Raw genomic sequence first — 21,622 nt, forward strand, 5'->3', positions numbered from 1 at the left:
AACAAAGGTCCCCACATGTCCTCCAGCACACCCCTGAACAGGGCTGCTGATTCGCTCAAGCGCGCTGCCTCGTCGCTTGGCGGCGCCGTCCGCGGCCTCCGCGGTTCGGCCGATCCCTCGGGCAACCGCCCCGACCGGGGTGGCCGAACCAGCAAGGCAAGCAAGCTCCACCCGGCGTCGCTCTGGGCTGAAGCGGCTGGAACGGCCGGTGAGGTCCTGCTCCCGGCCTGGCGTGCAGTCCGGAAAGCCTGGTTGACGTATGCCTGGCCCGTTCTTGCCGTGGTCAGCCTCCTGGGCTGGGTTGTCCTGGCTGCTGCCATTGGCCTGTGGTGGGCCGGAGCGGCGTGGGGGTGGCAGGAGGCCAAGTCCGCGGCGTTGGTCGCTTTCCTCCTGTTTGTCCTCGCGATTGCGTTCATTGTTGGCCGCTCCGCATACGGTGTGGTCCTGGACCTTGCCCGCACCCGTGTAGCTGTTGGAGACGACGCGGTGGGCAGCATCGCCGTATCCAACGTTTCCACCCGGCCCCTCCTGCCTGCGGCGCTTGAATTGCCCGTGGGCGCCAACACCGCGATCTTCCACTTGCCGCGCATGAAACCCGCCCAGGTCCATGAGGACCTCTTCACCATCCCCACAGCCCGCCGGGCAGTGATAGTGGTGGGGCCTGTCCGTTCGGTTCGGGCCGACCCCCTGCACCTCCTGCGTCGCAGGGTGCTGTGGACCGAGCCCGTGGATTTGTTCGTGCACCCGCGGACGGTGTCTTTGGGCAGTTCCGCCGCTGGATTCATCCGCGACCTCGAGGGCATGCCGACCACCGAGCTCTCAAGCGCCGACGTCTCCTTCCATGCCCTGCGCGATTACGTCCCCGGTGATGATCGTCGCCATATCCATTGGAAGACCACCGCGCGCACCAACAAGCTCATGGTCCGCCAGTTCGAGGAGACGCGCCGCGCGCACCTCGCCATTGCGTTGTCGATCAACACCGACGAATACGACTCCGAGGCGGAGTTCGAAATGGCAATTTCGGTTGCGGCGTCCATCGGCCGCCAAGCCATCCGCGAACAGCGTGACCTGGACGTCCTGACCCAAAAGGGGCCGCTTCGCTGTGAAACTGGCCGCAACCTGTTGGACGACACCACCCGGATTGTCGGGGCACCCATGCGAAAGACCGCCGTCGACCTCGCCCGGAATCTTGCAGACGCTGTCCCGAACGCCTCCGTGGTGTTCTTCGTCGTCGGCAGCCACGTCACAGCGACCCAGCTCCGTACCTCGGCAGCCTCCGTTCCGCCGGGCGTGCGAAGCCTGGCCGTGCGGGTTCAACCCGGGGCCGCGGCGTCCAGGGCCAACATCGCGGACCTGACCGTCCTCACCGTTGGCGACCTGGACGATCTCGCCATTGTTCTTCGAAAGGCGGCAGCATGAGCTCCGCGCCCAACGTTCGCGTCCGGCCCCGTGCGGCCAGGTCTGCGGGCCGGACCAGGAATACCGGCGGGGGATCGCCATTCGGTGCAGGCCGCCCCCTGTGGCATTTCGCCGTCGACTTCGCCTCTTTGACAGTGTTGCTGCTGCTCGGCGTTCTTGGCTTCAGCCTCAGCTTCGGGGGAGACCCCCGTTATTTCATCGCAGGCCTGGGAGGTGTGCTCCTGGGACTGGGTATTGCGGTACTGAACGCGCACTTGCGCCTGGGGATGCTCATCACTACCGCTTTGGCCCTTGGCGCCTACCTGCTGCTCGGCCCGGCGCTGGCGGTCCCGGACTCTGCGGCATTCGGCGTCCTGCCAAGCCTGGAGTCGCTGAGGACCTTGCTCCTGGGCGTTGTCTTCGCCTGGAAAGACATGTTGACCGTCGGGGTTCCCGTGGGGACCGCGAACGGCACGCTGATCGTGCCGTTCCTGAGCTCGCTGCTCACGGCCCTGGCCGCGGGACTCCTGACATGGCGGCTGAAAAGCCCTTACTGGCCGCTGCTTCCAGTGCTTGTACTGTTCGTTACCGGTATCGCGTTCAGCACCAACGCCGGGTTCCTCAACGTGGAGCGCGGCGTCTCGCTGACCATCGTGTCAATCGTTTGGGCGACGTTCCGCCGCGACGTCCTGCGCCAGAGCAGCACCAGGACCGTTTCGGCCAACAGGCCCAATTCCGACGCCGGTGCGGCCCGCCGCGGACAGCTCCGCCGCCTGGGGACTGCTGCAGCCGTGATCGCCGTTGCGGTTGGCGTCACCGCGCTCGCATCACCCCTGGTGACCGCCAGCGACGACCGGAAGGTCCTCCGCAACACGATCGTGCCCCCCTTCGACCCCCGGGACTACATCACGCCGCTGGCGAGCTTCCGGAATTTCGTCAAGGACGAGAAGGACCACACCCTCTTTACGGTGAAGGGCCTGCCCAAGGATGCCCGGGTCCGGCTCGCGGCACTGGACGCCTTCAACGGCACGAACTACACCATGGACCCGAACAGCTCCGGAAACTTCAGCAAAGTGGGAGATGCCAAGTCGTTGAACACATTGGCTGACGCCGGCAGCCCGGTCAAGGCCACCAACTACACCCTGGACATCAGCATTGAGGACTATCAGGGATACTTCGTCCCGGGTGGCCGCCACACCACCGGCATGAGTTTCGCTGATGCTTCGGGCGCCGCCTCCGGTCTCTATTTCAACTCCGGAACAGACACCGCCGTGACCACCAATGGCATGGCCAAGGGCGACACCTATACGGTCCAGGTCTCCGATCCGGGCACCTTGGAGCACGGCCAGCTGACGCAGTACGACTTTGCGAAGATGACCCTGCCTGATGCCCAGGACGTTCCGCCGATCGTGGCGTCGCAGGCCAACGAAATTTCTGCCGACGCGCCCACCGCCATTGATCGTGTCCGCCAGATCGAGGCCCATTTCCAAAAGAGCGGGGCATTCAGCAACGGGTTGGTAGCCGACGGCCAGCTTCCCAGCCTTCCCGGCCACAGTGCTGCGCGCATCAGGAACATGCTTTCGGCCAAGCAGATGCTGGGCGACGACGAGCAGTATGCCGTTTCCATGTCGCTCATGCTTCGCCACCTGGGGATTCCGTCCCGCGTCGTCATGGGTTTCTATCCTGATCCCAAGAGCCCCGAGAACGGTGCAGGCGATATCAAGATCACGGGCAAGGACGTACACGCCTGGGTGGAGGTGGCCTTCGACCGGGTAGGGTGGGTGTCGTTCGATCCCACGCCGCCCAAGGACAACGTGCCGATCCCGCCGGACCCGGAGAACAAGTCAAAGCCCAAGCCGCAGGTGCTGCAGCCGCCACCCCCGCCCCAGGAACCTGCGGATCTGCCGCCGGACTCCACTCCTGACGCGTTGGACGCGGACGAGAAGAAGAACAACCCCTGGCTCTTCTGGGGTCCGTTGCTCGCTGCCATCGGGGTTGCGCTGATTCCACTGGGGATCCTGGCCATTCCGCTGTTGCTGATCCTCCTGCTGAAATCACGACGCCGTAAGGCACGCTTCCGTGATGGCCATCCGGCCCAGCGTGTGGGCGGTGGCTGGAACGAAGTACTGAGCCTCGCAACTGACCTGGGTGCTTCCATCGATACCAAGTCCACCCGCCGCGAGTCCGCCACGGTCATCGCGGATGCGTTCCCGTCCACAGGGAGCACCACCACCATGCTCGCCCACCGGGCCGATGCGGCCGTTTTCGGGGCCGGACAGCCCAGCGAGGAAGAGGTGAAGGAGTACTGGAAGATCGTGGATTCGTCCCTGACCGATATCACGGGGAGCGTTGGCTTCTGGAAACGGCAGCAGGCGAGGTTCTCACCGCGGTCGCTGTTGTCGGACGGAAGGGCAGCGCTCCGCCGTCGCGAACAGTCATCAACCACTGCCGGCCGCCGGCGGTTTCGTTTGAAGCGCATGAAGGACTCCACTGATGAACAGTAGCCAGCCAGAACTTTGTCCGGCTTGCCGTCACCCGGTCCGTCCGGGGGCCACATTCTGTACGCAGTGCGGATCTCCCCTGAGCAATCGTGGAGCACGCAAGGAGGGCAACATCAACCACGCCCAAATGGCTGCTCTGGAGTCTTCCGCCCGGCAAGGCCCCACCGATCCCGGTAGTATCTCGGTAGTGTCATCGCCGGTGCACCATGCGCAGGCGGGAACAACAACGACGCCGGACGCAGGACCGGGACCAGGGGGAGGGGCAACAATGACCAGCAAGCTGGAGTTGGTGCCTGCATCCACCGGGAAGCGGCTCGGTGCGGCGGTTCTGGACTGGCTTGGTCCCATCGCCGTCCTGGCCACCACCTTCGCCATTGGCATTGCCGGCATCACCCAGACCCGTAGGAACGGCTTCATTGTCTATGACACCGGGCTGTTGGTCCTCCTGGGCAGCATAGGCCTGGGAGTGACAGTGGTTTACGCGTTTGTGCTCCTGGGATTGGAAGCCAGAACCGGGAACACCATTGGGAACAAGCTGATGGGTATCCGGAGCACGGACTCCGACGGCTACGCACCCGGCGCAGGTGCGGTCTTTGTTAGGGGCATCGTGACCGGGTGTGTCCTGTTCCTCGGCGCACTCGCCTCGGTGATCCTCTCTGCCCTTGGCCTCATTGGTCCGGTCCTGTGGATTGGATTGCCGCTGGTGGTGCTGGGCGCGGTGTGGGCCATCCTGGTCGTCGTCTCCAACGCATGGGACAAGGACGGCAAGCTGCGTGGCTGGCACGACAAGGCCGCGAAGACATTGGCCTTCGATGTTGGTGCAGGGCGCAATCCCGTGACCACCGGCGGCATCCAGGGTCCCTACAGTTTCGCGCCGATGAACCTCCCGCCGGTGCAGCCTGTGACCTCGCCGGTCCCGGGCGGCAGGCCCACCCAACGTGCGCAGGGTGCCCCGACGCAGGTTTCACCGTCGCAGGCCGCGCCCGGCCCAAGCCCGGCGCCGTCCGTGCAGCCATCGCACGACCCCAATCAATGGCGGCCACCCACAGCCCCGCGCCCCGTAACCGTAGCGGGACTGCAACCGACCGTGAACCCGGAAGCCACCGCCGTCGTCCCCCAAGAGGCCCATGCCGCACCGCGGCCTGAACCTGCCAAGCAGCACGGTTTTGCTGCCCACCCGGATGACGACGTCGAACGGACCCAAATGCGGCCCGGGGCCCGCCGGGCCCAGGCGGTACTGAGGATTACGGTCGACGACGGCCAGGATGTTCAGCTCGGCGGCTCGGTCCTGCTTGGGCGGAACCCTGCACCCCAGCCAGGGGAAACCGTGGAGCAATTGCTGCCGGTGTCGGACCCCGGCAGGTCCATCTCCAAAACCCATCTGCACCTCCGGGTTGATGGCGACGGCGTGTGGGTCACCGACCGGAATTCCACCAACGGGAGTGCAGTCACCACGCCTGACGGCATTCAGACCAGGCTCCACCCCGGCGACGCCATACTGGTCCGTCCCGGTTCGACAGTCCACTTTGGCGACCGCTCCTTCCACCTAGGACAAGCATGAATCCACAGCCGTCCACGCCCGCTGACGCCGGCCAGGCATCAGCACCGTCCACCTTCCGCCTGAGTTACGGGTACGGGACCGATCGTGGTCTCCGGCGCGAGCTGAACGAGGATTCGTTCATCGCGGCCGACCCCGTTTTTGCCGTGGCTGACGGCATGGGCGGCCACGAGGCCGGCGAAATAGCCAGCGGCATGTGCGTGCGGACGTTGGGGAGCTCACCCGAACTCGCGTCGGGCGTCCGCACCGCCTCTGCGGCGGAGCTGCAGGCCTGCCTGCTGAACGCCGACGCAGCCATCCGGGCTGCCACCGGAGCCCGGGCAGGGACAACCCTGTCCGGCGTCGTGGTGGTGGAACAGATGGGCCTGCCCTACTGGCTGGTGATGAACATCGGAGACTCCAGGACCTACCGCCTGAGCCAGGGCGAGTTCGCCCAGATCAGCGTGGACCACTCCGAAGTGCAGGAACTGGTGGACTCCGGTGACATCACTGCCGAACAGGCGGCAGTCCATCCTCGGCGCCATGTGGTCACGCGCGCCTTGGGTACGGGAGATGAAACCGAGGCCGACTTCTGGTTGCTTCCAATCCAGGAAGGCGACCGGATCATGGTCTGCTCTGACGGCCTCAACGGCGAACTCGGCGATGAGCACATGTTCCGCATCCTCAGCACAGTGGCCCACCCGCAGGACGCGGTGGACGCGCTGATCCAGGCGGCTCTGCGGAGCGGGGGCCGGGACAACGTCACCGTGATTGTGGTTGACGCCAAGAACGTGTTGAACGACGCCGGCATCGCAACTACCGCGCCGAGGCCTGAGGTCGCGTCCGAGGTGGAGGAAGACACCCTTCCCAGGGCTTGGGTGAATGGAACTGACCAGCAGGAAGGCGCCGATGGCAAGCAGTAACCACCGCTCGCCGGCCCGATACCAGCACGGTGAGTGGTTCGGCGTGGTCCGTGGGGGGACAGTTGTTCTCCTGGGCCCTGACACGCCACACGCACTCATCGATACAGTGTGGGAGCTGCTGGCATCTGCGCCCGAGGCCCATGAGGTGCTGCACGAAGTGACGGAGGCCTTCGGGGTCTCGCTCAGCCGCATCCCTCCGTTCGGGATCATCGCCGCCACGGATGCCCTGCGTGTTTTCCTCCGCGGGGAGCTCGAATTGCTGGTGCACTTGGAGGACGGCCAGGAACGGATCACCGGGCGGGACGTGACCACCTGGACCGAACGTCGGATCGCGGATGCCCGGGGTTACAGTCTCCGCATCGACAGCAGCACCGGGCCATTGGACCAGTCTTCGTTGAGCGGGGCTGCCCTGAACAGCTTTCCCTTGGCCGAAGGCGTGGTGCTGCTGGCATCCCTTGACGTCCAGTTGGGTACCGGGGCAGGCCGCGCTGTGGCCGAGGCTGACGCTGAAGCCGTAGCCATAGCCGTTCCTGAAACCGCAGCGACCGGGACCCCTGTCTCCGAACCGGTGTCCGACGAAACCATGATCGGCTTCCCGGAGCCCGATCCGGAACCCGATCCGGAGCCCGATCCGGAGCCCGAAGCGGAGCCCGAAGCGGAGCCCAAGCCCGAACCCGAACCGGAGCCAGAAGAAGCAGCCGAACGTCCCGGCCACCCCAGCACCACCGATCCCTTGGTCCCGTCGCTGGAGAACACCACCAACTACGACCACCTCTGGGATAAGACGGTGATGCGGAACATCGAGGACGCCGCCGTCCGCATCGACGATGAAGCCGAGCACCCACACGAAGCACCAGCCCCTCCGGCTGCGCCAACCCCGCAAGAACCACCGGCCGCGGAAACCAGAGCGGCAGCGAGCGGGCCCGCTCCGGCCGAGTCCGCCGTCGGGCAGGTCCAGGCTGTACCGGCCACGGGCCTCATCGATTCGGTTCCGTGGCTCCGAAGCAGCTCCGGCACGTCAACTGCGGTCGGCAGCCAGTCTGCTGCGCCGGCGGTTCAGGCCGCGGAGCAAGTGGCCGAACCCGCACCCCAAATGCCAACGGGTTGGTCGCCTGCCTTGCCACCGCCCCCGCCGTCGGCGACGCCCGGAGAAGCGGACCCGGACCACGACGGCGAAACCATCATGAAGAGCAGTCTTCCCGTCGGTAACGACGCAGCCGCCCAGCAGCCCGGAGCAGCTGCAGGAACGGCACCCGTCAATGGGCCGAGTGTCCTGGCGCGTGTCTGCCCAGCAGGACATGCCAATCCGCCAACCTACCCGCAATGCTCCGTGTGCGGTATGGCACTGTCCGGGGACGCCGTCCACGTCCCGCGCCCCAGGCTTGGCCGCATGCGGCTTTCCACAGGTGAGCTGATCGACCTTGACCAGTCGCTGATTATTGGCCGGCAGCCTTCGGTTTCCCGTGTTCAGGGTGGCACCATGCCGCGTTTGGTTCAGGTGGAGAGCCCTGGCGGGGATATTTCGCGCTCGCATGTCGAGGTGCGGCTGGAGGGCTGGCATGTCATGTTGTGTGACTTGAAGGCCACTAATGGCACCGTGCTCATCAGGGAAGGGCAAGCGCCACGCCGGCTCGCCCAGAACGAGATGGCTATCCTGCTGGACGGCGACATCGCCGAACTGGGTGACGATATTTCATTGCGTTTCGAGGAGATTCTTTGAGTTCCAAGAGGCCCCCCGCGCCGCCTCCACCCATCCCGGGTTTCAAATACATCAGCCTGCTGGGTTCCGGTGGCTTCTCGGATGTTTACTTGTACGAGCAGGACAGGCCGAGACGAAAAGTGGCTGTGAAGGTGCTGTTGTCGGACCTGAAGACCGAAGGGGCGCGCCGCCGCTTCGAGTCTGAGGCGAACCTGATGGCGCAGTTGTCGTCACACCCGTACATCGTGACGATCTTCGAGGCGGAGATCACCGAAAACGGTCACTCCTACCTCGCCATGGAATACTGCTCCAGGCCAAGCCTGGACGTCCGCTACCGTCGTCAGCGCTTCAGCGTGGACGAGGTCCTCGCCATCGGGATCCAGGTGGCGTCCGCCGTCGAGACCGCGCACCGCGCCGGAATCGTGCACCGCGACATCAAGCCCGCCAACATCCTGGTCACGGACTACAACAGGCCTGCGCTGACGGACTTTGGCATTTCCGGCACCATCGGCGCCGACACCGAGGACGACGCCGGCATGTCCATTCCGTGGTCGCCGCCGGAGCAGTTCCGGGGAGGGCCAGTAGAAGGTGTCCCCGTGGACATCTGGGCTTTGGGTGCCACCCTGTACACGCTGCTGGCCGGCCGTTCGCCCTTCGTTCTTCCGGGGCAGGACAACTCACAGCGTGAACTGATTTCGAGGATCACCAACTCGGCACTTCCGCGCTTGGGCCGGGCCGATGTCCCCGAATCCCTCGAGCTGGTTTTGGCTACGGCCATGGCGAAGTCGCCCGAATCCCGCTACTCCTCAGCGCATGCTTTCGCCCTGGCGCTGCAGCGGATCCAGACCGAGCTCAACCTCTCCGTCACGCCCTTCGAAGTGCTCGAAGAACCGGGCCATGGCGACGAGCACCCGGACGACGACGTCGAGGAAACCCGCGTCCGGAGCATCGCCTCCATCGACCCCGACGCTTCCGGAACCGCCACGACCGGGTCCGCCCCGACGTTCCCGGCACGCACGTTCCCGTCCACGGTTCCAGGTACAAGTCCGCAGCCTGTGCAGCCCAAGAACCCGCCACAAACGGTGCAGACGCCTGCCCAGTTCCAGGCACCGCCGCAATTCCGGATGCCGGACCACACGGCCAACCGCGCGCCCGCGGAGCCGGACACCGCCGAGTCCACGGTCCTGCGCGGCTGGCAGCCTTCCGGCAAAAACGACGACGTCGACGCCACGGTCAGCCGCTCCGGCGCGCCATCGGGTGCCTCGCCGGTTGAGCCGCAGCCGGCCGACCACGGCAAACGAAACCTGTGGTTGGCGGCAACCGGGGCAGCTGTCCTGGTGGTAGCCATTGTGGTGGGCGTGGTCCTGGGGGCAAATGCCCAACCCAAGGCAGCTCCCACCGAGAGCAGCAGCAAGCCACCCGTGGACGCGCTGGGTGATGGCGGCGTTCCTGAAGTGACCGGTTTGCACGCAGAACAGCAGTCCGGCGGCATGGGACCTCCACTCATTATTTTCCGGTGGGATTACGTCGAGATGAAGCCCGGGGACACGTTCAAATGGAGGACCAAGTCGGCCAAGTCCGATGGTCCCTACGAGTCGACGCTCGCCACCAACGCAGTGGTGTCGGGTAACACAGCACCACCGGTGTGTATCCAGGTCATCCTGGTCAGGGCTGACGGATCAGCGTCGCCCGGAGGACCCGATTCCATCGCTTGCCTGGACAAGTAGACGGCTTATGCAACAAATTCACTGCCCACTGAGGAGGCACAGATCATGGGGGATCTAGCAATAGATTTCTGTGGGGAATGGTACGAACCATCCGATGAGGACGTGTTCGACATCGGCCGCGAAGGCGACCTTGAGGTAGATGACAACCCTTACTTGCACCGGCGCTTCCTGCAGATTGCCCGTTACGACGGCATCTGGTGGCTCAGCAACGTGGGCAGCATGCTGTCCGCCACCATCGCCGACGGTTCCGGCGGGATGCAGGCCTGGCTGGCTCCCGGGGCCCGGATTCCGCTGGTCTTCAGCCACACCAACGTGATTTTCACGGCCGGTCCCACCACCTACGAGTTCGCGGTGCATTTGAAAACCCCTTCGTTCCGCCACGAAGCACGCGATGAGGACCAGGCAGGCGACACCACCATTGGGCCCGTGGTTTTCACCGATTCGCAGAAGGCGCTGATTGTCGCGCTGGCCGAGCCCATGCTCCGGCGTGACGGCACCGGTTTCAGCGCAATTCCGTCGTCCGCTGAGGCCGCAAAAAGGCTGGGATGGGCGCTGACCCGATTCAACCGCAAGTTGGACAATGTGTGCGACAAACTGGACCGCGTAGGCGTGGTTGGGCTGCGTGGGGGAGCCGGAAAACTCGCCACCAACCGCCGTGCCCGCCTGGTTGAGCACGCCGTGACCTCGCATCTGGTGACAGCGGCAGACCTGCACCTCCTTGAAGCCATGACTGGAGCAGACGAAGCATGAAGTTCCGCCTGACCCTGCGGCGCGATCCGGCTGAAGCCAAGGACCTCGCCGTCACAGTTGATGGCCGCGCCACCGTCGCGGACATCGCCACCGAGCTCTGGGTGGCGGACCCCGCGCGTAAGGGGACCGAACCGCCGTCGAACCTGTCCATCAGCGTCGACGAAGCGTTCGTCGGTGGCGGGCTTTCCGGGCACGTCCTCCGGCCAACGGACAACCTGCTGGAGTCGGGACTCCGGCCCGGTTCCAAAGTCTCCCTCGCGCAGGTAAGTGAGCAATTCGCCTCGAACGGCCACGCCGACGGCAACAACAGGGGTCCTGCGGCGGCGACCCTGCGCGTCTTGTCAGGGCCCGACGTCGGCCGCGAATTTTCGCTGCCTTTCGGTACCAGCTACATCGGCCGGGACCGGGACGTGGACATCCGCCTTTCGGATCCGCTCACCTCGAAGCGCCATGCGCGGGTCACAGTGGGCGAAACCGTCGAGATCGTTGACACGAATTCGGCCAACGGCCTGCTCATGGACGGGTTGCCCGTGACGCGGGCAACCCTTGGTTCCTCCGATACGGTGACGCTGGGTGACACCACCGTGGGCGTGGTTGCCCTCTCGCGGAACCACAGTGGTGGACCGTCCTCGCCGCTGGTGGACTTCAACCGCTCGCCGCGTGTGCTCCCCAGGTTCGAATCGCCCAAGCGGGTCCCTCCGGCCGGTCCGAAACGTCCCGAGCACCAGCCGTTCCCGTACATCATGCTGGTGGCACCGCTGCTGATGGGTGGCGTGCTTTTCGCCGTCACCCAGAACCTGCTCTCAGTGCTGTTCATTGCCATGATGCCGCTCTTCATCGTCGGCCACTATGTGGACCACAAGATGCAGAGCAAGCGCCAGGCCAAGGAAGGCCACAAACAGTTCACGGCTGCCATGCTGGCTTTCCGCGAGGACATCGACCGGCAGCAAAACATCGAACGGGCGGTCAGGCTGCAGGAAGCGCCGTCCGTCAGTGACACCGTGGACGCGATCTACAAGCTCGGGCCGCTCCTGTGGACCAAGCGTCCAGAGCACGAGCACTTCCTCGGGGTGCGGTTCGGGCTCGGCTCCGCGCCGTCGCGGATCCAGTTCGAGGAACCGGGTGCAAACGAAACCGAACCCCGGTACATGCGCGAAATCCAAGAGTGCCTGCAGCAGGTCCGCGTCATCGAGGGTGTACCGATTGTTTCGCAGTTGCGCACCTCGGGTTCCTTCGGGGTGGCCGGTGACCGCAGTGTGGTGGACGACGTCGCCCGCGGCGTGGTACTTCAACTGGTAGGCCTCCACTCACCGGCGGAAGTGGTCTTGGCGGCGCTGACCTCGGCCAGGTCACGGGAACGCTGGGACTGGCTGCAATGGCTCCCGCACGTGGGCTCGGGCCACAGCCCCCTGTCAGGGGACCATCTGGCGGCCGGTCCCGGGGCAGGTGCAGCACTGTTGTCCCGTCTCGAGAACCTCGTGGAAGAACGCGAGTCCATGGCCAAGGAACCGGGTCCGCAGCTGCGTCCCGGGCTTAAGGACGAACACGAAGAGCTTCCTGGCCCCGTTGTTCCCGCGGTCCTGGTGGTCGTCGAGGACGATGCTCCCGTGGACCGCGGACGCCTCACCCGCCTGGTGGAGAGGGGCCCCGACTACGGCGTCCACATCATGTGGGTGGCCGCGAATGTCCAGTCCTTGCCGGCAGCCTGCCGCGATTTCCTGTCGGTCGACGGCGATCACGGCACAACCACGGGCCAGGTGCGCCTGGGCCGCCACACGTATCCGGTCAGTTGCGAAAGCGTCGATGCGGAGCTGGCGACGCAACTCGCTCGCATGATGTCACCCCTGGTGGATGTCGGAAACCCGCTCGAGGACGACTCCGACCTTCCGCGTGCTGTCTCCTACGCCACGTTGATCGGCAAGGAGCTGATGGACAACCCGCAGGCCGTTGCCGAGCGGTGGCAGGAGAACAACTCCGTCCACGCCACGGCCGTGCCCAACCGCAAAGACAACGGCAGCCTCCGGGCCCTGGTGGGCTCCAAGGGCGTGGAGCCGTTCTACCTGGACCTCAAGAACGAGGGACCGCACGCGCTGGTGGGCGGAACCACCGGTGCGGGCAAGTCCGAGTTCCTGCAGTCCTGGGTCATGGGCATGGCCGCCGCCTACAGTCCGGACCGCGTCAGTTTCCTCTTCGTCGACTACAAGGGCGGTGCAGCGTTCGCGGACTGCCTGCACCTGCCGCACACCGTAGGCCTCGTCACCGACCTTTCGCCGCACCTGGTCCGCCGGGCACTGACATCCCTGCGCGCCGAGCTGCACTACCGCGAACGCCTCCTTAACCGGAAGAAGGCAAAGGACCTGCTGGCACTCCAACGCGAAGCGGATCCCGAAGCGCCGCCGTACCTCATCATCATCGTGGACGAATTCGCCGCACTCGCCACCGAGGTTCCGGAGTTCGTCGATGGCGTTGTGGACGTCGCAGCCCGTGGCCGATCCTTGGGCCTGCACCTGATCCTCGCCACTCAACGGCCCGCCGGGGTCATCAAGGACAACCTGCGCGCCAACACCAATCTCCGGGTTGCGTTGCGCATGGCCGACGAAGTGGACGCGGTGGACATCCTCGGCGTTCCCACTGCAGCGTACTTTGACCCGTCCATTCCAGGCCGCGGTGCCGCGAAGACCGGCCCGGGACGCATCCAGGGTTTCCAGACCGGCTATGCCGGTGGTTGGACCACGGACAAACCCCAGCGTCCCCGCATCGACATTGTGGAGATGGCCTTCGGATCCGGACCTGCGTGGGAACCGCCCCTGGACCAGCATGGAGAGGAAGAACCTGCCGGTCCCAACGACATTGCCAGGATGACCGGAAACATCATCCGGGCAGCTGACGTCCTGTCGATTGAGCCGCCCAGGAAGCCGTGGCTCAACGAACTGGCCACCACCTACGATTTCTCCAAGCTCCCGAACCCGCGAAGCGATGAGCGCCTTCTGCTCGGAGTGGCCGACGACCCCGCCCACCAGGACCAGCCGACCGTTTTCTACGAGCCGGACAAGGACGGCAACATGGCCGTCTACGGCACGGGTGGATCCGGCAAATCGGCAGCCTTGCGCAGCATCGCCATCGCCGCGGCCGTCACACCCCGTGGCGGGCCCGTGCACGTTTATGGCATCGACTGTGGTTCCAACGGCTTGAAGATGCTCGAGGGTCTTCCGCACGTCGGCGAAATCATCAACGGCGACGACGTCGAAAGAGTCGGCAGGCTGCTCCGCTGGCTCAAGGACGTCGCTGATGACCGGGCAGCACGGTTTGCGGAGGTCCGGGCCTCAACGATCGTCGAATACCGGGAACTGGCCAACAAACCGGACGAAAAGCGCATCTTCATCCTGGTGGACGGTATGTCGGCGTTCCGGGAAGGGTACGAGTACAGCAAGCTGTCCGCGCTCTGGGACATCTTCCTGACCCTGGCCACGGACGGTCGTCCCTTGGGCATCCACCTGGTAGTGAGCGGTGACCGCACCAACTCCGTCCCGGCGTCGCTCCTTGCATCCATCCAGAAACGGTTGGTTCTTCGCCTCAGCTCCGAGGACGACTACATGACCCTTGACGTTCCCAAGGACGTCCTCAATGCAGCTTCGCCTCCCGGGCGTGGACTGCTGGACGGACTCGAGGTCCAGCTCGCCGTGCTGGGCGGCAACTCCAACCTTGCCCTTCAGGCGAGGGAAGTGGCCAAGCTCAGCCAGGCAATGATCCGCCAGGGCCTCGAACAGGCACCCCAGATCCAGCGGCTCCCCGAACTGGTGGACCTGGACATCCTGCCCGGCGGCGCGCCGGACAACCCGGTCATCGGCGTCGACGACGAAACCCTCGGCCCGGCTGCCATTGCGGCCAAGGGTTCGCTCCTGCTCGCAGGCCCCCCGGGCGCCGGGCGAACGGTGGCACTGGTCACCCTGGCGTACGCGCTGCGCCGGTCCAATCCCCGGACCGACCTCATCTACATCGGGTCGCGGCGCTCGGCGGTCGCGGACCTGAACATTTGGAGCAGGTCCCTGGTGGGACCGGACGAGGTCTCGGATGTGGTTGATGACCTGATCGACAAGGCATCGGATAATCCGGGCACCATGGCCATATTCATCGAGGGACTGACAGAGTTCACCGATACGTTGGCCGAGTCCGGCGTCGGCCGGTTGGTCACGGCAGCGATCAAGGCCGACCAATGGGTGGTGGGTGAGTCCGAAACGTCGACCTGGTCGCAGGCTTGGTCCCTCGCCCAGCCTTTCAAATCCGGGCGTCGCGGGCTGTTGCTGAATCCAGGAGACGTCGAGGGTGATTCCTTGCTCAACACCTCGCTTGGGCGGGTCAGCACGGACTTCATTCCAGGACGCGGGTACATCGTGGGGCGCGGAAAAGTACGCAAGCTTCAGATCGCCATGCCGCCCGAGAACCGCAGCTAGGATTTGCCGCCACGCGGGAGAATGTAGGAGGATTTCTCGAAACACCCCCAATTTCGGGGCGCCCCAACGCCCCAGCTGAGGTTACTTTCATGCGACACTCTGTTGTCCCTGCCGTTTTCCTGGCCGCTGGCTTGCTGCTTGCGCCCGCCGCCGCTGCCCAAGCCGTCCCCTGCGGAGGCAAGCTGGCCTGCGCCCCCACCGAGGGAGCAGTGAACCCTTCACCGACCCAGCCGGGGCTGGCGCCGGAACTCGACCAGAAGCCCGCACCGAAGCCGGAACCCACCCGTGTACGGGAAACCCAGCCCGCACCGGCACCGGTTGCGCCGGCCCCTCCCGTGCAGGTTCCACAACAGCCGGCCGTAACGCAGTTCGTCACCGTGGCACCCCAGGTGGCCAATCCGGCACAAAGCACCCCGGAGCCAACCCAGGCCCCGGAAACCACGGCGGCGTCGGCAACGCCGTCGGCGACTCCATCAGCGACACCCAGCACTGCAAGCCCGAGTCCCACCAAGTCCTCCAACTGGAACACGCCCGTGGACAAGGGCCACCCAACGCAGGCCGCGGTGCTGGCATCGAACTCCTTTACAGGGCCCAACCTGATGGGCTTGTTCGGCATCCTGGGAGGCGTGCTGCTGGTGGGGTTGGGTGGATTGGGGTTCGCCCTCTGGAGTAAGAACCGGCTCTCCTCCCACTAACAGCGCTTTAATGTCGGTGGCTTGCGGCAAGATAGACCTGTGAGCACACCAGAAATTGCGAATCCGGTAGAAACCACAGGTGAAGGTGCGGCGGCCGCCGTCGTCGAAGCGGAAGGGACCCCGCCTTCAGGGTCGTTGCGGGACGAGTATGAGCAATTGGCCGACCTCGTCCGCAAGTACCGGTATGCCTACTACCAGGAAGACTCGCCTACGGTCTCGGACGCCGAGTTTGATGAACTCTACCGTCGCCTGGAGGAGCTGGAAGCGCTTCATCCGGAGCTCGTCTCCAACGATTCCCCGACGCAGGAAGTCGGCGGGGAAGTCTCATCGGCGTTCGCCGCAGTGGCGCACCTGCAGCGGATGTACAGCCTTGACGACGTCTTTTCGCTGGACGAACTCAAAGCCTGGGTCCGCAAGGCCGAAGCATCCGTCGCGAAGCTGGGTGACAGGGTGCCGCCTATTCAGTGGCTGACCGAACTGAAAATCGATGGCCTCGCCGTGAACCTCCTCTACCGTGACGGCAAACTGGTGCGCGCGGCCACACGCGGGGATGGCACCACCGGGGAAGACATCACCCACAATGTCCTCACCATCAAGGAAATCCCGCGGGAACTCAGCGGCTCCGGTTATCCCACCGAAGTCGAAATCAGGGGCGAGGTCTTCATCCCGTCCAAGGCGTTCACTGAGTTCAACCAGAGCCTGGTGGCTGCAGGAAAAGCGCCCCTCGCCAACCCCCGCAACGCGGCAGCGGGCTCCCTGCGTCAGAAGGATCCGGCCGAAACGGCGAAGCGTCCATTGAGCATGTTCGTCCACGGCATCGGCGCCCGTGAGGGACTGGAGGCCACCAGCCAATCGGAAACGTACCAATTGCTCGCCGAATGGGGGCTGCCGGTCAGTCCCTACTCGAAAGTGCTGGACACCTACGAAGGCGTCCTCGAATTCATCGCGCACTACGGCGAGCACCGCCATGACCTCCTCCACGAGATCGACGGCATCGTGGTCAAGATCGATGATTTCGCGACGCAACGCGCCCTGGGCTACACCTCCAGGGTGCCCAGGTGGGCAGCGGCCTACAAATACCCGCCGGAAGAAGTGCACACCAAGCTCCTGGACATCATGGTCAACGTCGGCCGGACAGGGCGGGTCACCCCGTTCGGCCTGATGGAGCCGGTAAAGGTTGCCGGTTCCACCGTGGGCATGGCTACGCTGCACAACCAGGATGTGGTGAAGGCCAAGGGCGTCATGATCGGGGACATCGTGATCCTGCGGAAAGCCGGCGATGTCATCCCTGAAATTGTCGGGCCGGTCCTGGCCTTGCGGGACAAACAGGACCCACCGGTCCGCGAGTTCGTGATGCCCACCGAATGTCCCTCCTGCGGCACGCCTTTGGCCCCGTCCAAGGAAGGGGACGTGGATATCCGCTGCCCCAACGCCAAGTCCTGCCCGTCCCAGTTGCGGGAGCGCGTGTTCCACGTCGCCAGCAGGGGCGCGTTCGATATTGAAGCGCTGGGCTGGGAAGCGGCCGTTGCACTGACACAGCCTGCGGAGCCGGAAACCCCACCCCTTACCAGCGAGGCCGGACTGTTCAGCCTGACGCGGGAGGACCTTGCCAATGTCCTGATCCGCCGGGAAAAGCGCTCCAAGGGCGTGGGCACGGGGGAGTTCGAACTCGTCCCGTACTTCTACACCAAGGGAACCGCCAAAACCCCGTCCAAGCCGACGGCGACCACCGAGAAACTCTTTGCGGAACTGGAGAAAGCCAAGAAGCAGCCCTTGTGGCGGGTGCTGGTGGCGCTCTCCATCCGGCACGTCGGCCCCACGGCTTCCCGTGCACTGGCTACGGCGTTCGGCAGCATGGACGCCATCCGGAACGCCACCGAAGAGCAAATGGCGCACGTGGACGGCGTTGGCCCCACCATTGCCGTGGCCCTTAAGGAATGGTTTGCCGTGGACTGGCACAACGAGATCGTGGACAGCTGGGCTGCTGCGGGGGTTCGGATGGAGGACGAGCGCGACTCCTCAATGCCCCGGACACTTGAAGGCCTGACCGTGGTGGTCACGGGAACGCTTCCGAACTTCAGCCGGGACGAAGCCAAGGAAGCCATCATCATCCGCGGCGGCAAGGCCTCGGGGTCAGTCTCCAAGAACACCAGCTACCTCGTGGCCGGCGAAAGCGCAGGGACCAAGCTGGACAAGGCTGAACAGCTGGGCATTCCCGTGCTGGACGAGGACGGCTTCCGTGAGCTGTTGGCCAACGGACCTGCGGCCAAGGACTCCGCCGAGGGCAAAGAGGCGGCCGCGGTTGCTGACCCCGTAGCGGAGGCAGCATCCGAATGACCGATCCATTGGAGTTGCTTGCAGTTGCCAAGCGTGCCGCCGCTGCCGGCGCAGCTGTTCTTGCCCGCCGGTCCGTCAGCGGAACCGCCGGGGAGGGCCTGGAAACCACCAATAAAGGGGAAGCGGGCGACTGGGTCACCGCCTTCGATGTCGCGGCGGAGAACGCAGTCCGCGACGCAATCCTGGCCGAACGCCCGCATGATGCGCTCACCGGGGAAGAACACGGAACCACCCGGCCCGAAGACCATTCAGGGTATCGCTGGTCCATTGATCCGCTGGACGGGACCACCAACTTCATCCGCAACATCGTCTACTACGCAACGTCCGTTGCCGTGGCGGACTCCGACGGCGTGTGGCTGGCTGGGGTGGTGCACGCGCCGGCGCTGGGCCGCGTCTACTCGGCCGCCCGTGGACACGGCGCCTGGGTTGAAGCTGCCGGGCAGTCAACACGCCTCGAAGGGCCGGTTCCCGGGCGGAAGGGGTTGATCCTGGCGACGGGCTTCAGCTACGACCCCGCCACCCGCGCAAGCCAACTGCAGGGTCTGGGTGAGGTGATGGACGGCTTCGCCGACGTCCGGCGCCTGGGCTCGGCGGCGTTGGATCTTTGCATGGTGGCCGATGGCACCTTTGACGCCTATGGGGAACGTGGACTGAACGAGCACGATTTTTCCGCGGGAGCGCTGATCGCGGAAGAGGCCGGCTGCTGGGTTCGCCGGCCACGGCTTCGGAGCCCGCTCGACGGCGGGCCGAGCACCGAAGACCGCTTGGCGGCGTGGATGTGCGCCGGGGCGTTGGAACTGTCCGGCAAATTCCCCTTGTGACCACGGCCCTGTGATCACCACACTCGCCATCGCCAACTACCGTTCCATCCGGGACCTCGCCATGGAGTTGCACGGCCTGGATGTCGTGACGGGGGCCAATGGCAGCGGCAAGTCCTCGTTGTACCGAGCCTTGCGGCTGTTGGCCGAGTGCGCAGGCGGGGATTCCGGAAACGTGGTGGGCTCCCTGGCCAGGGACGGCGGTTTGTCGTCCACTTTGTGGGCCGGTCCGGAGTCCATCAGTGAGGCCATGCGGCGCGGCGACGTCCCCGTCCAAGGAACGGTCCGGCGGGAATCCGTGAACCTGAAACTGGGCTACTCCGGTGACGACTTCGGATACTTGGTGGACCTCGGGATGCCGGTTGCCAGCGGTGCCGGTTTTGACGAAGCCACGGGCAGGCCCCGCCGCTCCGCCTTCAGCCTGGACCCCGAGATCAAGAGAGAGCAGATCTTTTCGGGACCAGTGGCCCGGCCGGGTTCGCTATTGGTGGATCGCAAGGGAAGCCTCGCCAAACTGCGGGAACCGGGCGGGGACTGGACTGAGCTCTCCCGGCGGCTGGACACATTCCAGAGCATGCTGACGGAAGTCTCGGACCAGGACCGGGCCCCGGAAGTATTACGTGTGCGGGATTCGGTTCGGTCCTGGCGGTTTTACGACCATTTCCGCACGGACGCAGATGCTCCTGCCCGGCAAGCCCAGATCGGGACGCGGACCCCCGTGTTGCACCACAGCGGAAGGGACCTGGCGGCGGCCCTCCAGACGCTGCGGGAGGTGGGCTTCGAGCGGCAGTTGGATGCCGCCGTCGACCACGCCTTTCCCGGAAGCCGGCTGGAGGTCGCGGTCAACGACGGCAGGTTCAGCGTGGAGCTTCGCCAACCCGGAATGCTGCGGCCCATGAAAGCCGCAGAGCTTTCAGACGGTACGTTGCGGTTCCTACTCCTGACTGCTGCGCTCCTAACGCCCCGGCCGCCGGAATTGATGGTGCTCAACGAACCGGAGACCAGCCTGCATGTGGACCTGATGCCGGCACTGGCTGGATTGATTGTCCAAGCCAGTGCCAGCAGCCAGATGATCGTCGTGACCCATTCAGAGGCATTGCTCAAGGCGCTTCGCGAGAGCGGCGCGGCGCATGAGCATGAGCTGTACAAGGACATGGGCGAAACCAGGATCAAGGGCCTGGGGTCCCTCGAGGGTCCGTCGTGGAGCTGGCCCAGGCGCTAGGGGCTAGAACGCTGAGCCGATGGAGGTGAGCTCCTTGGCTTCGGCGTGGGCGTACTGGCTCACGGGCCGCTCCAGACCGTAGTGACCGCGCAACGTGGAGGCCGTGTAGTCGGTGCGGAAGAGACCGCGTTGCTGAAGGATCGGCACTACCTGGTCCACGAACACTTCCAAACCCGAGGGAAGGACTGGCGGCATGATGTTGAAACCGTCGGCAGCCCCGGCGAAGAACCAATCCTGGAGGGCGTCTGCTACCTGTTCCGGAGTGCCGGAGAAGGTGCGGTGTCCACGGCCACCACCCAAACGGCCGATCAGTTGCCGGACGGTGAGTTTCTCGCGGCGGGCCAGTTCCACAATCAAGGTGTACCGGCTTTTGGCCCCCTCGATTTCGTCTTCCGAGGGAAGGTCCGCGGGCAGCTGACGGTCCAACGGAAGGTCTTCGGGGGAGAGCCGCAGGGTCTTGGCGAGTTGCTCCCGAGCGTATTCAGGCTTGATCAGCTGGTCGAGTTCGCGCTCCAGCTTCAGCGCTTCTTCCTCCGTGGAGCCAATCACCGGGACGATGCCCGGCAGGATCTTGATACCCTCCGGGTTACGGCCCACGGCAGCGGTGCGTGCTTTGAGGTCCGTGTAGAACGCCTGCGCGTCGGCGAGGGTTTGATGGGCGGTGAAGACTGCTTCTGCGTATTGTGCCGCGAGGTTTTTGCCGTTTTCCGAGGATCCGGCCTGGACGATCAGGGGGTGGCCTTGGGGGGAGCGCGGTACATTCAGCGGCCCGCGGACCCGGAAATGCTTGCCCTCGTGGTCGATGACGCGGATTTTTGTGTCGTCGCCCCACACACCGGCGGCTTTGTCGGCGAGCACGGCGTCATCGTCCCAGCTGTCCCAGAGTTTCCGGGCCACCTCGATGAATTCCGCTGCCCGTTCGTAGCGGACAGCGTGGGCGGGTTGGTCGTCCACGCCGAAGTTGCGGGCGGCGTCGGGTCCGGCAGTAGTGACCACGTTCCAGCCTGCCCGGCCTCCGCTGACCCAATCCACTGACGCGAAACGGCGTGCCAGGTTGAAGGGGTCGTTGTAGGTGGTGGAGGCGGTGGCGATGAGCCCGATCTTCTGCGTCGCTGCCGCGATGGCGGTCAGCAATACTGTGGGCTCCAGTTTGCCGGCGGGACGGCGGCCCACTTCACCAAACAGGACCGGGGAATCGGCGAAGAAGATGGAGTCCAGCTTCCCGCGTTCGGCTGTTCGGGCCAGCTGCTGGTAGTGCTCCACCTTGGTGACGGCCAACGGATCGCTCTCCGGCAGGCGCCAGGATGCTTCGTGGTGGCCAGTGCTCATGAGGAAGGCGTTGAGGTGGAGGTGGCGCTGTGGTTCGGTCATGGGGGTTCTCCTCGGTTCATACCTGATGGGGGAGGCAAGCTGTGGTGTGGGGCAACTCAAACACGCCCCTCACGGACACCGCCAGCGCTCCGACATGTGCCCGCAACAGCGCGAAACCGGGGTTCACGGCACGCAACCCGGCTCAATTCGACGCCACGGAAAGCAACACAAAAAGTGCGGACGCAACCCGGAC

13 protein-coding genes are annotated in these 21,622 nt (G+C 65.1%); 12 read left to right on the forward strand and 1 reads right to left on the reverse strand.

All coding sequences use genetic code 11. The annotated features are described in order from the left end of the window. Positions 1–15: 15 nt before the first annotated feature. The 12 genes from QRM57_RS07935 (at position 16) to QRM57_RS07990 (ending at position 20,058) form a co-directional block, all read left to right on the forward strand. A complete protein-coding gene (locus QRM57_RS07935) occupies positions 16–1,419 on the forward strand; it encodes a DUF58 domain-containing protein (protein WP_284986183.1) in 1,404 nt (467 codons plus the stop codon). Then, entirely contained in the window at positions 1,416–3,902 is a 2,487-nt protein-coding gene (locus QRM57_RS07940; protein ID WP_257368549.1) for a transglutaminase-like domain-containing protein, read from the forward strand. Before QRM57_RS07935 ends, QRM57_RS07940 begins: the two co-directional genes overlap by 4 nt. After that, positions 3,892–5,460 carry an RDD family protein gene (locus QRM57_RS07945; protein WP_257368547.1) on the forward strand — a complete coding sequence of 523 codons (1,569 nt, stop codon included), beginning with the start codon at positions 3,892–3,894 and terminating at the stop codon, positions 5,458–5,460. Before QRM57_RS07940 ends, QRM57_RS07945 begins: the two co-directional genes overlap by 11 nt. After that, positions 5,457–6,359: a PP2C family protein-serine/threonine phosphatase gene (locus QRM57_RS07950; RefSeq protein WP_284986184.1), complete on the forward strand. Its 903-nt coding sequence runs from the start codon at positions 5,457–5,459 to the stop codon at positions 6,357–6,359. Before QRM57_RS07945 ends, QRM57_RS07950 begins: the two co-directional genes overlap by 4 nt. After that, entirely contained in the window at positions 6,346–8,079 is a 1,734-nt protein-coding gene (locus QRM57_RS07955; protein WP_284986185.1) for an FHA domain-containing protein, read from the forward strand. The genes QRM57_RS07950 and QRM57_RS07955 overlap by 14 nt, the downstream gene beginning before the upstream one ends. Continuing rightward, positions 8,076–9,785, forward strand: coding sequence for a serine/threonine-protein kinase (locus QRM57_RS07960; RefSeq protein ID WP_284986186.1), 1,710 nt, complete (start codon positions 8,076–8,078; stop codon positions 9,783–9,785). Before QRM57_RS07955 ends, QRM57_RS07960 begins: the two co-directional genes overlap by 4 nt. Positions 9,786–9,830: 45 nt before the next feature. Continuing rightward, positions 9,831–10,535 carry a hypothetical protein gene (locus QRM57_RS07965; RefSeq protein ID WP_284986187.1) on the forward strand — a complete coding sequence of 235 codons (705 nt, stop codon included), beginning with the start codon at positions 9,831–9,833 and terminating at the stop codon, positions 10,533–10,535. Further along, complete coding sequence (locus QRM57_RS07970) at positions 10,532–14,986, forward strand: type VII secretion EssC family protein (RefSeq protein WP_284986188.1); 4,455 nt, start codon at positions 10,532–10,534, stop codon at positions 14,984–14,986. The genes QRM57_RS07965 and QRM57_RS07970 overlap by 4 nt, the downstream gene beginning before the upstream one ends. 89 nt (positions 14,987–15,075) lie before the next feature. Next, positions 15,076–15,681: a superantigen-like protein SSL4 gene (locus QRM57_RS07975; protein ID WP_235519537.1), complete on the forward strand. Its 606-nt coding sequence runs from the start codon at positions 15,076–15,078 to the stop codon at positions 15,679–15,681. A 39-nt stretch (positions 15,682–15,720) separates the two neighbouring features. Then, a complete protein-coding gene (gene ligA, locus QRM57_RS07980; protein ID WP_284986190.1) occupies positions 15,721–18,018 on the forward strand; it encodes an NAD-dependent DNA ligase LigA in 2,298 nt (765 codons plus the stop codon). After that, on the forward strand, positions 18,015–18,839 hold the full coding sequence (locus tag QRM57_RS07985) for an inositol monophosphatase family protein (protein ID WP_284986192.1): 825 nt from the start codon (positions 18,015–18,017) through the stop codon (positions 18,837–18,839). Before ligA ends, QRM57_RS07985 begins: the two co-directional genes overlap by 4 nt. Positions 18,840–18,849: 10 nt before the next feature. Next, complete coding sequence (locus QRM57_RS07990; protein WP_284986193.1) at positions 18,850–20,058, forward strand: AAA family ATPase; 1,209 nt, start codon at positions 18,850–18,852, stop codon at positions 20,056–20,058. Positions 20,059–20,061: 3 nt separating this feature from the next. Here QRM57_RS07990 and QRM57_RS07995 read toward each other — a convergent pair whose 3' ends face one another. Further along, positions 20,062–21,429, reverse strand: a complete 1,368-nt coding sequence (locus QRM57_RS07995; protein ID WP_284986194.1) for an LLM class flavin-dependent oxidoreductase — start codon at positions 21,427–21,429, stop codon at positions 20,062–20,064. Between the last annotated feature and the right edge of the window lie 193 nt (positions 21,430–21,622).

This window comes from Arthrobacter sp. fls2-241-R2A-172 (genome assembly GCF_030208885.1).
GTDB lineage: Bacteria > Actinomycetota > Actinomycetes > Actinomycetales > Micrococcaceae > Arthrobacter.

Bases quoted from the DNA above. Each gene is read 5' to 3' on its own strand.
- QRM57_RS07935 (WP_284986183.1), top strand. From the start codon at position 16: ATGTCCTCCAGCACACCCCTGAACAGGGCTGCTGATTCGCTCAAGCGC.
- QRM57_RS07940 (WP_257368549.1), top strand. From the start codon at position 1,416: ATGAGCTCCGCGCCCAACGTTCGCGTCCGGCCCCGTGCGGCCAGGTCT.
- QRM57_RS07945 (WP_257368547.1), top strand. From the start codon at position 3,892: ATGAACAGTAGCCAGCCAGAACTTTGTCCGGCTTGCCGTCACCCGGTC.
- QRM57_RS07950 (WP_284986184.1), top strand. From the start codon at position 5,457: ATGAATCCACAGCCGTCCACGCCCGCTGACGCCGGCCAGGCATCAGCA.
- QRM57_RS07955 (WP_284986185.1), top strand. From the start codon at position 6,346: ATGGCAAGCAGTAACCACCGCTCGCCGGCCCGATACCAGCACGGTGAG.
- QRM57_RS07965 (WP_284986187.1), top strand. From the start codon at position 9,831: ATGGGGGATCTAGCAATAGATTTCTGTGGGGAATGGTACGAACCATCC.
- QRM57_RS07970 (WP_284986188.1), top strand. From the start codon at position 10,532: ATGAAGTTCCGCCTGACCCTGCGGCGCGATCCGGCTGAAGCCAAGGAC.
- QRM57_RS07975 (WP_235519537.1), top strand. From the start codon at position 15,076: ATGCGACACTCTGTTGTCCCTGCCGTTTTCCTGGCCGCTGGCTTGCTG.
- QRM57_RS07985 (WP_284986192.1), top strand. From the start codon at position 18,015: ATGACCGATCCATTGGAGTTGCTTGCAGTTGCCAAGCGTGCCGCCGCT.
- QRM57_RS07995 (WP_284986194.1), bottom strand. From the start codon at position 21,429: ATGACCGAACCACAGCGCCACCTCCACCTCAACGCCTTCCTCATGAGC.